Raw genomic sequence first — 12,347 nt, 5'->3', positions numbered from 1 at the left:
CGGCACCTTATGGGCCGCTCGCGACGCTGACGACCCGTTGAGTCTCCAGATGCCACAAGGCCCGCTTCCGAGCGGGCCTTGTGGTTTTTGGCATCCTTTCGCTTTGCCCCGTATGTACTCAGAGCACGAACACGTTCACCTGTTTCTCCAGATTCTGGGCCAGTTGCTGCAAGGCCCGCGCGGTTTCGCTGGTTTGCTCGACAGCCTGGCTGTTTTGCTGAGACATCTGGGCGATGCGTTCGACGTTGCGTGCCACATCCTGGCTGGCTGCAGTCTGTTCGCGCAGGGCCAGGGAGATCTGGTCCACCACATTCACCACATTGCTCGACGCTTGGCGGATATTGACGATGGCCTCACCGGCTTGCTGAGCCAGTTCGACACCGCCTTTGACCTGGTTCACGCCGATATCCATGTTGTCGACCGCGTCTCGGGTTCCAAGCTGGATTTTCTTCACCATCTCGGTGATTTCCTGGGTCGAGTTGGCGGTACGTTGTGCCAGTAGCCTGACTTCATCGGCCACCACGGCGAAACCACGGCCCTGTTCGCCGGCACGGGCTGCCTCAATGGCGGCATTGAGCGCCAGCAAGTTAGTCTGTTCGGCAATGCCCTTGATAACGCTGACGATGCTGGATATCTGCTCGGCATGTTGATCCAGTTCGGCGATCTGGTTGGCTGAGGCCTGCACGGTCTCGGCAATCAGGCGCATGCTTGCCAGGGTCTCCTGGATGACGCTGCCGCCTTCGGTGGACTGGCGTCCCGACTCGCTGGAGAGGGTGTGGGCATCGCCAGCGTTGTCTGCAACGTGGTTGATGCTGACCGTGAGCTCTTCCACCGTGGCGGCCATGGAGGACGCCGATTGGGATTGTTCCTGGCTCGAGGCCGAGAGTTGCAACGAAGCACTGGAAATATTCTGAGACGCGCTCACCAGGTGTTCGGCCCCCAGTTTGATTTCGCCGATCATGGTCCGCAGGCGTTCCTGCATGGTGGCGAAGGCTTGCAGCAGGATGCTGACTTCATCACGCCCATCGCTGGCGATCTTGCTGTCGAGGTGCCCGTCGGCGATGGTCCTGGCCACATCCACCGCCTGGCGGATGCGCCTGACCAGGGTGGCGGACAGCGACCAGGCAATGAGCATCGCCAGCACGGCCGCTGTTATGCCGCCGCCGATGAGAAGGTTAAACGCTGCTGCCTTGGCATCGGACATGGCATTGGCACGTGCATCCTGCAGGGCTTTTTCCGCATCGCGTAGCTGAGTGATGAGTTGGCGCATTGCGTCCATCTTGGCCTTGTCGTGACCGGCACTGATCTGATCGATGAGGGCGGTGATGGGCTGTCGGCCTGCATTGATTTCTTTGCGCAGGTTGATGTTGGCCTGGATGTCATCGTTCATCCATTGCTGGTAGAAGGCCTGGAGTTGTTCCAGCCGTGTTTGTTGTTGAGGGTTGTCGGCGGTCGCGCTCTTGAGTTGGTTGTAATAATCGCCGAAGGCCTTCTCGCCCAGTTGCATGGGTTCCAGGAAGCTCTCGCGACCGGTCAGCGCATAACCACGCATGCCGGTTTCGATATTGATCAGGCTGCGCAGCACGGCGCCGGACTGGTTCAGGACTTCGTAGCTGTGGATGTTGCTTTTGACGCTGCTGCTGACCTGATCGAAACCACGCAGGGCCGAAAGCACCAATACCACAATGATCAGCAGGACCAGGCCGAAACCGGCGTAGAGCTTCTGTGAAATGCTCAGATTGGAAAACATAGGAAGTGCTGCTCCCGAACCGTTGACTGAATGCATCACCAGTGCTTGCTATAAGCAGCGCAGGGTGATGGCCTATTGATGCCTAATTGGCATCATTGGTCGGACTTTTCTTATACAAAAAAAGTTCACTGTATAAGTAATTTTTATCGAGGTTGTCGGTGCGGGAAGGTCAGGCGGGGTCTTGTCAGGGCAAAGGCGAGGGGTAGAGCAGGGGGGCGATCAGTCATGGCCGACAGGGACTTGTCGGCCATGACGGGGTTCATCTCAAAGCTGGAACTGCCGGGTCAGGCGATTCAGGTTGGCTGCCAGGCCAGACAGTTCGGCCGTGGCGATAGCGGTTTGACTTGAGCCTTCTGATGTCTCGCTCGACAGATCGCGGATACTGACGAGATTCTGGTCGACTTCCCGTGCCACCTGCGCCTGTTCCTCGGCAGCGGTGGCGATCATCAGGTTGCGCTCGTTGATCTGGCCCAGGGAGTCGGTGATGTTGACCAGCACCTTGCCCGCGCCATGAGCCATCTCCAGGGTCTTTTGTGCCTGAGTGCTGGTCTGGCTCATCGAGGATACGGCATTGGAGGTGCCGGACTGAATCGACCCGACCATCTGCTCGATTTCCTGCGTGGATTGCTGGGTACGATGGGCCAGAGCCCTGACCTCGTCGGCGACGACCGCAAAACCTCGACCGGCCTCACCCGCACGCGCAGCTTCAATCGCGGCATTGAGGGCCAGCAGGTTGGTTTGTTCGGCAATGGCGCGAATCACATCCAGAACCTTGCTGATGTCGGTCGCCATGTTTGCCAGGGCCTGCACTTCCGTAGAGGTCATCTGAACACTGGAAACCATCTGGTTGATGGCCGCCACCGTCTCTTCGACCTGGGTGCGCCCCGCGATGGCCGCAGAACTCGACTGGGAGGTCAGTTGAGAGGTGGAAGCGGCATTGCTGGCCACTTCCTCTACAGCGGCACTCATTTCGTTGACCGCAGTGGCCGCCATTTCAATTTCGTTGCCCTGACGTTGAATGGTGCGTGAAGCGCTTTCAGTTACTGCGTGCATTTCTTCCGAGGTTGCCGCCAACTGTGTCGATGAGTCGCCAATCAAGGTCAGCGCATTGCGCAGATTGGTCTGCATTGCCGCCAGTGCCGCGATCATCCGTGCGGTTTCGTCCGAACCGTCGGCGTTGATGGGTTTGCTCAAGTCGTTGGCAGCGATCCGCTCGGCAGCTCTCAACGCTTCGCCAAGGGGCAGGGTCAGGCTGCGTGTGTAGAGCAATGCGAGGAACAGCGAGGCACTAATGGCAAGCACAATGAACACGCCCACGATCAGCAAGGTCTGCTGATAAATCTGATCCGCCTCTTTACCGGCCCTGCTGGCTTTTTCTTCATTGATGCTGATGAGTTTGGTTATCGCTGCTTCTACGGTGTCTGCGGCTTCTTTCATGCTGCTATTGGATATCTGGACAGACTGCTCCAGTTGTCCTGCGGCGACCGAGGCGAGGTACTGATCCTGGGCTTTGGTGTAAATCTCTTGGGCCTGCGTAAACTCTTCAAAAGCTTTACGCCCCATGGGGGTAACGATCAGCTTGCCCAGTGAGTCTTTTTTCTCTTTGATCACTTCTCGAGAGCGCTGGATGTCGCTGAGCGCTTTCACCTTGCGTTCCTGAGGCTCGATCGGGTTTCGCAAGCGAGCGTTGTTGCCCCGAATGGAGACGAACTCTTTATCGAGTTGCCCCAGCAACTTGACACTGGGTACGACGTTGCCTTCGACGAATTTTTCCGAATCGTTGAGACGATCGACCTGCCGCAAGGCAATCAGGCCAATGGCAAGTATCATCAGGCAGAAGAAACCGAAGCAAGCGGCGGAACGAGGGGCGAGGTTCAATTTACGAAGAATCATGGGGGTATATCCTGTACGGGCTCAATAGCCTATCGCCCATGCGCCGGGATACTTGAATATTCCAATTGCTTATCAATAGCCGTCTATCGGTAGGGGAGATATTGAGTAACTTTTTGTTTCGGGAGGCCGTGTAAGACTTGCAAATTTTAAAATGTAGGCATGCAGGTTCGACCGCCATGAATGATGGATAGAGTGTGGCGGCTGGAGACCGGCACGATGTCTTTTTTCGACCCGTTTTCTGCGGTTCTGGACATGGCCCGATCTGCGGATATCGCAGAATATCTGCCACAAGACTACTGCGCGTAGGCGCGATTCCAGCCAGGTACTGACGATCAATGGGCTTGTTGAAAAATGCACTGGGCGAACAGGCATTCGTGTGCCTGGTCGAATTCGTCCCCAAACCTTCCGCCCAGCACTTCGGCGCTTTCGAGCAGCTCATGCAGCGCTCGACGCTCTGCGGCTGGCCGATGATCGCCGCCGTTGCCGATCGGGTCGGTGGCAATCTCGACCTGTCGCCGTTGGATGCGATAGCCGAGTTCAATGGTTCGCGCTCCGCACTGGTGCATTTTTCCGGCAAGGACCGGGAGCGCCGCGAACTGCTGGCGCAACTCGAGCGGATGGCGGCGGCCGGGCTGGATGAGCTGCTGATGCTCACGGGGGACCGCTTGCCCGGCCATGATCCCGGACAGCGGCTGGTGCGCTACCTGGAGTCGGTTCCGGCGTTGCAGATCGCTCGCCAGGCCCGGCCGGAATGGCTGCTGGGGGCTGCGCTCAATCCCTTCAAGTACTGCGAGGAAGAGGGCGCGGCACAATACTTCAAGGCTGAGAAGAAACTGGCCGCCGGCGCGGATTTCCTCACGCTGCAACTGGGTTTCGACATCGCGAAGCAGCGTGAGGCGTTGGCCTGGATGAGCCGGCAGGCAACGCCCAAACCGCTGTTGGCCTGTGTCATGGGACTGACCAAGGCGCGTGCGGCGATGCTCGATCAGGTCGCTGGCGTCGTTATCACGCAATCGATGCGTGATCTGCTGGAGGCCGAAGAGGCGGTGTCCAAGGCTTATGCCCAGGAACGCAGCATCAGTCGTCTCGCTCTGCAGATCATCGGTTTACAGCGAATGGGATATGCGGGCATTCATCTCTCCGGTGTTCACCAGCTCAAGCAACTGCAGGCGCTCGAACAGGCGCTCACGGATTGGCAAGCCAGCCTTCACACCCAGGCGCAGTGGGACGCGGCCTGGATGGCCAGTTGGAGCATGCCTGATATTCCAGGGGTGACGTTTCATGCCGGCGCGTCGAACTGGCGCCTTGGCGAGTCGTACGTTCAAGCGTCCCGCCGGGAGAAGGTCCGCTATTGCCTGATGTCTGGTGTTCACTCGCACCTGTTCAACCGCACGAGCCGGCTGAGCCAGGCATTCGGTTGGGTGGTGACGCGTCCGCTGTGGTCCACAGCCACTGGCGCGGGCTGGTTGCACCGGGTGGAGCGCAGTCTCAAACGCCCACTGGTCGGCTGCGACACCTGCGGCCGTTGTCGCCTTGAAGACACCCTGTACATCTGTCCGGAGACCTGTCCGAAGGGATTGGCCAACGGGCCATGCGGTGGCACCCGGCTCAATCGCTGCGAGTTTGGCGACCGCGAGTGTGTACACAGCGTCAAGTACCGCACGGCCAAGGCGGTTGGGCAGGAGGCGGTACTGACCGATCGGCTGATCCCCTGCATTGAGGTCGAGACACGACATCAGAGCTCGTGGCCAGGCTGGTTCGAGGCGGACGTGCCCGTGCCGGCTGACGGCTGGAAGGCGGCACAAGGCTGAAAACCTTACCCTCCCGATTCTGTTTTCCGGCTGCTGGCGGTTTTGTTCCTGATGACACTGAGGCTCCGATATCCCAGTCAGGAGCAACCCATGTTCGATGTCATCGAAGGTAAACTCGGTCCTCTGCGCAGCGCCATGCAACTGACGTTGCATACCTTTCATGCCGTACGTCTCTGGCAAGGCCGGGCGGCCAGCGAGGAGAAAACCGCAATCATCGGTTTCAACGGTTTCGTCAGCGCGATCAGGAGAGTGACGCAGGGCGCCGAGCAGGGCGATCCCTACGCCGATCTCTGGATGCTGCGCATCCAGGAACGATTGCAAGGCTGCAAGGCCGAGTTGGCGCTGATTCAGGATAACCTGGAACTGCTCATGAGAGCCTTCCCGGACGCGATCAGCGTGGAGGAAAACTTCAATATCCGGCCGGTACGACTGCCCATCGTGATCACCACTCAGTACGGCTACCTGGCGATGTACCTGCTGATCGCCTATGACAATATCGTCCGTCGCCTGCTGCAGGCTCATCACGTGGCGCTGATTGATCGGCGAGAGATGGAAAGCCGGATCCATGCCGGCGCTCGCCAGTTGCGCGGCCTGTTCGGGTTGCCTCGCCAGTACCGCAGTTCGGGGGTGACGCGGGCCGATTTCGCCGCCGATAACGACCAGGCTCGCCAGGCCAGGGCGCTGTTTGGCGAGTTGCCATTGGACGTGCTGGAGGGCAGCCGCCGTGCCGATTTCGCGCCGCCGCTGATCGGGAGTCGACTCGGCGTGGCGGCTGACGGGCTTGCGCTGGAGGGCTCCTGGCCTGCCGCCGTGCCCGGGGTCGATGAGCACCCGGTCGCACGGTTGCGGGCCAACGACTGAATCCATCGGTAGGTCCCCGGCGACCCGACATGTGCAGGCCCTTATCGGCTGGCCCGACGAAAATGCTCGATTTTCGTCAGCGCACGCGCAACGTTCGGGTCGCCGTAGACGACGTACTGCCGGTCGACGACGACGGCCGGAATCTTGCTGACCCCCAGACTCCAGGCATTGACGATGTCTTGATGAGCGCGATCGATATCGGCTGCGGCATCGGCCGTCATGTGCTCCTTGAAGGCCGCTTGGGCCTGGGCGGGGTCAGCGGGCAGATCCTGAAAAAGACTGACTTCCAGTTGATCGAGACGGTCGAGCTGGATCAGTTGCGTATCGGCCGGCAGGTCGACGGGGTGTGCCGAATCGGTGATGACCCAGGTTTCAGCCAGGCAGGGAGATAGGCAGGCAAGCAGGGTCGCGGGGCTACACAGTCGCAGCAGTCGCAGGAGCAGAGGGTTCGTCATGGCGAGGGTCCGGTTGACAGAAAACCGAATCCTCGCGAAAAACCTGGGTGATCACAGCCGGAAAACTGTTTTGCGGGTTGCCGCTTTTATCGCGGCGGCTCTGCCTCTTCGTCACGGTAATCGATGTAGGCCGCACCTTCTGCCAGTGTAGTGATGCCGCGCGCCTGATCCATCCGTTGGGCCACGGCCATGGCTGCCTCCAGTTCGCTGATGCCCCGGGCATTCATCAGTGCAAAGCGTTCGGCCTTTTCTTCCGGCTCCGTCATCGCCATGGTCAGGTAGAGGCTTGGCGGTACCGCGCGAAATAGCACCTCCATGGACTTGGACAGGATCACCCCCTCGGTGAATTTCCCCGACTCCTTGCGGGCGGACAGCATCAGGGTTTTCTGCGCGTCGGTGAGCGAGCGGAAGCGGGCGATCTTGTTGACCTCATCCGGCGGCATGTTCAGGCAGATCCACCATTCGATCATGTTCAGCATCGGTTCTGCGGCCTTGGGCAGGTCGTCGACGTTCTGGGTGGCGAGCCAGAACCAGGCACCGAGCTTGCGCCACATCTTGGTGATCTTCACCACGTAGGGCGACAGCAGCGGGTTCTTGGTGATGATATGGCCTTCGTCGGTGACGTTGATGATCGGTCGTCCGAGCATCTGGTCACGTTCGGCGATGTTGTTCACGGTATTGATCAGCGAGATATAGGCAATCGACAGTTGGGCGTTGTAGCCCTCGCGGGCGTAGGTCGCGAGGTCCACCAGGGTGATGTCGGCTTCCGGCCAGGGTGTGCCGTCGCGGTTGAACAGGTCACCGTCGGCACCCTGGCAGAACATGTCCATGGCATCGGCCATTTCCTGCAGGCGCAGGCGGCGTGGTTCCGGCAGGCCGCTATCCTGGCCCATGTCGCGCAAGGCATCGCGTACGTCCTCGGTCAGCACGGTCTTGCCCCGTGCGGTGCAGGCCTGGGCGGCGTTGAGCAGGCTCTGGCGAATCAGGCTGCGGTCGGCACGGGTCAGGCGTTGCTCTTCCTTGTCTTCGCCGCCGGTGATCATCAGGCGCGCGGTGATTTCGAGTTCGCCGAGTACATCGCGCTCGTCGCCGTCGTTTTCATCGAGTTCATCGGTGTCCGCAAGCATCGCCCTGGTCGGTGTGTCCACCAGTCGGTGGGCATCGGCGAAGGGGGCCAGGCTGACGCCGGAACCGGGTGCGAGTTTGACCCGGTGGACCTTCAGGCCCAGGCGCCGGGCGAAGTCGGCAAACAGGCCGAAGCTGTTGCCGGCCTCGGCGATGAACAGCCGTGGCCGATACATCGCAACCACCTGGTTGAGCAGGTTGTTGAGGGTGGCCGACTTGCCGGCGCCGGTCGGGCCGAACAGGAACAGATGGGCGTTCATCTGCCGATCGAGGCGGTTGAGAGGGTCGAAGGTCAATGGCCCGCCGCCGCGATTGAAGAAGGTAAAGCCGGGATGCCCGGTGCCTTCACTGCGCCCCCAGATCGGCGCCAGGTTGGCGACGTGCTGGACGAACATCAGCTGGGTGTACCACTCGCTGTGGCGTACGCCGGGGTTGAATACGCACGGCAGCCAGCGCAGGTAGCTGTTGAGGGGGGCGACTTCATGCTCGTCGCGTACCGGCTGCAGCCCGGCGTTGAGCATCACATTGTTGAGTTGCAAGGTGCGCCGATCAAGCACCTCAAGATTCTCGCCGCGCAGGTAGAACGCCACGGCGGCGCGGTACAGTTTGTGGGCGCTGCCCAGGTGCGAGCGAGCCTGCTGCACGTCGTCCCGCGTCTGTTCGGACGCCAGGGTATCGCCCACGGATTTCTTGGCCAGGTGGTTGAGGTGCGCCTCCAGATTGTCCTGCGGGGTGATCACCAGCGTGATGCAGAGTACGGTGTCTTCGGGCATCTGATCGAACAGGGCGTTGATGGCGTCGCCACCCTTGGCCGTTTCTCCGGTCAGGTGGCCGGTCATCGGCGCGTTACGCAGGCGGTCGAGCACCACGACACGGTGGGGCATCCGGTCGAAGTACCACAGCCCATGCTCCCTGTCCGAGCTGGGTTGTTCGAAGAACAGGCGTTGGGCGAAGTCAGTGCCGCTGGCCAACGACAGTTCATCGTCGGCGTCATCCGGCGGATAGCCGGCCTGTTGGTAGAAGCGCTTGCGATCCTGCGGGGTGTCGCCCAGCAGATCCGGTTGCGGATTGAACCAGCGCAGCAGCCAATGGTGGATCTGCGCGCCATCGAGGCGGCGGGCTTTCACGCCGGCATTGCCCAGGCCGCCGACCAGGCGTTCGCACAGGCTGTTGAGCGCCTGCTCGCTGTTTTGTCCGCGTTGCCTCGGCGTGCCCTTGCTGCGCCGGTACACCACCAGGCGGATTTTGCGGCATTGCCCGCGCCAGGGCAGCTGGGTGACCGCCGTGTCTTCGAACAGTCCGCCCGCTTGCGACAGCGCCTCCAGATGCTGGCCGAACATCCGCAGATAGCAGCGGGTGAACGCCGAGCCATGGGCGCGCGGCTGGACGTAGGCGCCGAGTGTCTGCAGATAGCCCTCCCAGTCGGTTTCGTCCTGGGCATAGAGTTGCAGGACCCAGGGCTGTTGCTCCAGTTCGTCGAAGCTGTCTTGCAGGGCGTTCTCCAGAGCATCGCGCACGTTGCGCAGCCAACTCGCCTCGCGTCCCTCGGTGCCGATGGCGGTGAGCTCGAAGAACGCCGCCACCGACTCGCCATCCTCCAGCAGCAGGCATTGCGACTCGGGCAGGAACTCGACCCAGGGCAATAGTTCGACGAAACTGGGGGTGACGCTATAGAGGGCCTGCTCATCGGCTTCGGTGGCGGGTTTGCGCTGTTTCGATGGCATCAGTATTGCTCCGTGCGTTCGCCGGGCAAGGCGTATTGCACCCGTTGGTAGAAGGGAAACACCGTGCTGTAGCCCGGCACCGGTACCGGATCGGAGCCGGCCAGATGCGCAAAGACGTACATCACCAGGTCCGGGTTGGGCAGGCGCTTGAACTGGCTGTGGATCTCGTTCCGGGCGGTTCGGGTATAACCGGGCGTGTCGGTCGGGCGCTCGTCGATTGGGCGGTTCAGGGTCTGGCGCGTGTCTTCGAGACGGCGGTTCAAGGGCGCTTGGGTGGCGTGCCCGGACTGGCTGTCCCAGATATCCGTCATGGTCTGCGAACCATGGGGCAGCAGGTGCGCCTTGTCGGTGCTGCAGCCGCTGGCGAGCAGCAAGCCCAACAGCAGGCTGGGCAGTGGCTTAATCGAGGGTAGTGGCATGGGCTGCTCCTGCAACGTGCCGCACCTGGCGGCCAAGGGTTTCGTAGTCGATCTCCAGTTGCCGGTCCAGGTGCACGGCCACTTGGGCGCCAGGCTGCACATAGACCGCCGCGAAGGCCTGGCCATAAAGCTTGTTGACCCAGTCGCCGACGTCTTTCACGCCGCCGGAGAGAACGCTGTTGAGCGCCGACGGACCGGCGCCGACCGTGGCTCCGCCGGGCGTGAGGACGGTACCGGTATCGGCCTTGTCGGCTTCGAGCAGCGCCGCGACACCGGCTCCGGCGGCAGTGATCAGGCTTCGGCTGGCCAGGTACTGTTGGGCATTGGAGCGTCGTTCGCCGGCAATGCAGGGCACGCCATACGGGTCGCTGAGCCAGCCGATGCCGCCCTGGATCTTGCCGGACGAGGCGCCGGTCGCTTGGCTGTTGCCCTGTCGGCTGGTCAGCTTTTGTGGCGTCGGCAAGGTGCGTATGCGCCCGTCCTGGAAGACGAAGGTGAGGCTGAGGATCTGCCCGCGTACGCAGGACAGGGTCCAGTCGCCAGCGGCCGTACCGCTGAGCACGGCGCCAGCGACGTCTGGCAGGTCGATGCCATTGGCGGTCAGGTTGTCCGGGCCGATCAGTACCTTGAAGGGGTAGGGGTCATTGACCACGCCGTCCACCGGGACCCGTCCGATCAGCGCGGTCATGGCGACGGAGCCGGTCAGGGTGCTGTTTTCCGGCAGGGTGTAGACGGGGCTGGCAGACGCCTGGGTTTCAGCGTTGCTCAGGTCGCGGCTGACGGCACCGGTGTTTTCCTTCGGTTGGCCCTGATCGCTCCCGCTGTTGAAGGCGTTGGGGAACAGCAGGCCCTGCGTGGCCTTGCCGGAGGCCGCAGCCAGCGGCTTGCCCTGGTGGTCGAGGGCACTCGCGTCCTGAGGCTCGGTCCAGACCAGTTCGTCCTGGGCGAAGCGGCTTTCGTCGCCCGGCTCGAGACCGAGGCCAATGGGCAGGTCCGGGTCCTGCCTGCCCAGGAATTGAGTCGACAGCTTCTGCTGCAAGTCTTCCAGCAGGCTCTGCCGCTGTTGTGGGCTCAGTCCCTGGCTGGAACCCTGTGGGCTGCGCTGCAATTCGGTATTGAGGATCTTCTGGATGCGCTGGTCGATCTCGCTGTCGCGCTGGCGCAGGCGGGTGTTTTCCTCCTGCTGGTCCTTGTTCTCGGCGAGCAGCGCCTTGAGTTCCTCGCGCATGGCCTTGGTCTGGGCGACCAGGGTGGCGACGGTGTCGTGCGGGGTGTCGCCGTCGATCCCCAGTTGTTTCATTTCCTCAGGGGTCAGACGGTGCCCGCTCTGGTCGGAGGGGTCTTGCCCCGCGTCCTTGCCGGAACAGGCCCGCAGCAGGCCAAACAGTGCCAGCAGCACCAGGGGAAGCAGCAACCATTTGAGCAGGGCATTACTTTTCATCGGCATTCCCCCGCAGGGTATTGGCGCGCTGCTCTCCACCGAACGGGCTGATTGTGGGCAGCAGCGATTGCGCGAGGTCGCGTCCGCGTGTCACCAGATAGACCACCGTCGTGTCGCTGGGCTGGCCGCTGGCACCCAGGTAGGCATGCTGGAAGGTGGCACTGATGAAGTCGCCCTGCAGCTCGCGCGGGTCGAGCGCGAGAGTGGTCTTGGCGAGGTTTTTCAGCCTGACCGCGCTGACGATGTAATCGTCCAGTTGCCAGGCCCCCAGCAGATGGGGCGACACCGGCTGGCTGGGCAGCAGGCTGGAAAGATCCGGTGATCGGCGTAGCTGCATCGCGACCACATCCGGCAACGGTTCCACCGTCCGCAGCGGGGCGTAGAGATTTTGCGCCGCGTAGCGGGTCAGGGTGACCGGTATCGGTGTCTCCCGGCTGGTATGGGCCTTGTCGGTTCGCTCGTTTCTGTCTTTTCGCGGCGAGGTCGTCGAAGCGCCGGCATAACGGGCAGGCCGGGTGACGCCCTTGACGATGCGGATCGGCTCAAGGGCCGTCGCGCCTTGCCGATCGCTGGCCGCGATATCGATCAGGATGAGTTCACCGCTGTGCACGTCCTGCAGTTGCAGCCGGGTCGGTTCGATCGGCGCATTGGCCCGCAGGTACAAGGTGCCGCCCGTACTCTGGATACGCAGCTTGTCGCCGAGCGAGCGGGGTACGCCGACCCGCACGTTCTGGTCGATGAACAGCACACGCTCTTGACCCACCTGTAACGGCACGGCCAGGGGCAGGCGTTCCCAGGTCATCAGCTCGACGCCGTGTGCCGCGCCGTGGCCCAGGCAAAGGGCGATGAAAAAGCAGGTGTGGCGCAT

At 61.9% G+C, this 12,347-nt stretch carries 9 protein-coding genes and 1 pseudogene; 2 read left to right on the top strand and 8 right to left on the bottom strand.

Features of this window, described 5'->3' with window-relative positions; translation table 11 throughout:
* Positions 1–118: 118 nt before the first annotated feature.
* From BLU37_RS22570 to BLU37_RS30025, 3 genes and pseudogenes are all read right to left on the bottom strand, one after another.
* The gene (locus BLU37_RS22570) at positions 119–1,750 is read right to left on the bottom strand and encodes a methyl-accepting chemotaxis protein (protein WP_090209078.1); all 1,632 of its coding nucleotides are present in this window, start codon (positions 1,748–1,750) and stop codon (positions 119–121) included.
* Between the two features lie 264 nt (positions 1,751–2,014).
* The gene (locus BLU37_RS30030; protein WP_397428765.1) at positions 2,015–2,743 is read right to left on the bottom strand and encodes a methyl-accepting chemotaxis protein; all 729 of its coding nucleotides are present in this window, start codon (positions 2,741–2,743) and stop codon (positions 2,015–2,017) included.
* 129 nt (positions 2,744–2,872) lie between these two features.
* A pseudogene (locus BLU37_RS30025) lies at positions 2,873–3,643 on the bottom strand (MCP four helix bundle domain-containing protein); the annotation flags it as partial.
* Between the two features lie 335 nt (positions 3,644–3,978).
* Here BLU37_RS30025 and BLU37_RS22560 point away from each other — a divergent pair.
* Complete coding sequence (locus tag BLU37_RS22560; protein ID WP_090209075.1) at positions 3,979–5,454, top strand: methylenetetrahydrofolate reductase C-terminal domain-containing protein; 1,476 nt, start codon at positions 3,979–3,981, stop codon at positions 5,452–5,454.
* A 90-nt stretch (positions 5,455–5,544) separates the two neighbouring features.
* Positions 5,545–6,315, top strand: coding sequence for a PFL_4669 family integrating conjugative element protein (locus tag BLU37_RS22555; protein WP_010448270.1), 771 nt, complete (start codon positions 5,545–5,547; stop codon positions 6,313–6,315).
* A 41-nt stretch (positions 6,316–6,356) separates the two neighbouring features.
* Here the strand turns inward: BLU37_RS22555 and BLU37_RS22550 are convergent, their stop codons facing one another.
* The 5 genes from BLU37_RS22550 to BLU37_RS22530 form a co-directional block, all read right to left on the bottom strand.
* On the bottom strand, positions 6,357–6,770 hold the full coding sequence (locus BLU37_RS22550) for a TIGR03757 family integrating conjugative element protein (RefSeq protein WP_029533101.1): 414 nt from the start codon (positions 6,768–6,770) through the stop codon (positions 6,357–6,359).
* Between the two features lie 86 nt (positions 6,771–6,856).
* A complete protein-coding gene (locus BLU37_RS22545; protein WP_090209071.1) occupies positions 6,857–9,619 on the bottom strand; it encodes a conjugative transfer ATPase in 2,763 nt (920 codons plus the stop codon).
* Positions 9,619–10,038: a TIGR03751 family conjugal transfer lipoprotein gene (locus tag BLU37_RS22540; RefSeq protein WP_090209069.1), complete on the bottom strand. Its 420-nt coding sequence runs from the start codon at positions 10,036–10,038 to the stop codon at positions 9,619–9,621. The genes BLU37_RS22545 and BLU37_RS22540 overlap by 1 nt, the downstream gene beginning before the upstream one ends.
* On the bottom strand, positions 10,019–11,479 hold the full coding sequence (locus BLU37_RS22535; RefSeq protein ID WP_090210991.1) for a TIGR03752 family integrating conjugative element protein: 1,461 nt from the start codon (positions 11,477–11,479) through the stop codon (positions 10,019–10,021). Before BLU37_RS22535 ends, BLU37_RS22540 begins: the two co-directional genes overlap by 20 nt.
* Complete coding sequence (locus tag BLU37_RS22530) at positions 11,469–12,347, bottom strand: TIGR03749 family integrating conjugative element protein (protein ID WP_090209066.1); 879 nt, start codon at positions 12,345–12,347, stop codon at positions 11,469–11,471. The genes BLU37_RS22535 and BLU37_RS22530 overlap by 11 nt, the downstream gene beginning before the upstream one ends.

Origin of the sequence: Pseudomonas asplenii (assembly GCF_900105475.1) — a bacterium.
Classification (GTDB): domain Bacteria; phylum Pseudomonadota; class Gammaproteobacteria; order Pseudomonadales; family Pseudomonadaceae; genus Aquipseudomonas; species Aquipseudomonas asplenii.
The sequence above is the reverse complement of the archived record's forward strand: the minus strand, read 5'-3'. Positions and strand labels throughout refer to the sequence as shown.

Excerpts from the sequence above, each read along its gene's own strand:
- BLU37_RS22550 (WP_029533101.1), bottom strand. The coding sequence starts at position 6,770 with ATGACGAACCCTCTGCTCCTGCGACTGCTGCGACTGTGTAGCCCCGCG.
- BLU37_RS22530 (WP_090209066.1), bottom strand. The coding sequence starts at position 12,347 with ATGCGCCACACCTGCTTTTTCATCGCCCTTTGCCTGGGCCACGGCGCG.
- BLU37_RS22545 (WP_090209071.1), bottom strand. The coding sequence starts at position 9,619 with ATGCCATCGAAACAGCGCAAACCCGCCACCGAAGCCGATGAGCAGGCC.
- BLU37_RS22555 (WP_010448270.1), top strand. The coding sequence starts at position 5,545 with ATGTTCGATGTCATCGAAGGTAAACTCGGTCCTCTGCGCAGCGCCATG.
- BLU37_RS22535 (WP_090210991.1), bottom strand. The coding sequence starts at position 11,479 with ATGAAAAGTAATGCCCTGCTCAAATGGTTGCTGCTTCCCCTGGTGCTG.
- BLU37_RS30030 (WP_397428765.1), bottom strand. The coding sequence starts at position 2,743 with ATGGCGGCCACTGCGGTCAACGAAATGAGTGCCGCTGTAGAGGAAGTG.
- BLU37_RS22540 (WP_090209069.1), bottom strand. The coding sequence starts at position 10,038 with ATGCCACTACCCTCGATTAAGCCACTGCCCAGCCTGCTGTTGGGCTTG.
- BLU37_RS22560 (WP_090209075.1), top strand. The coding sequence starts at position 3,979 with ATGGGCTTGTTGAAAAATGCACTGGGCGAACAGGCATTCGTGTGCCTG.
- BLU37_RS22570 (WP_090209078.1), bottom strand. The coding sequence starts at position 1,750 with ATGTTTTCCAATCTGAGCATTTCACAGAAGCTCTACGCCGGTTTCGGC.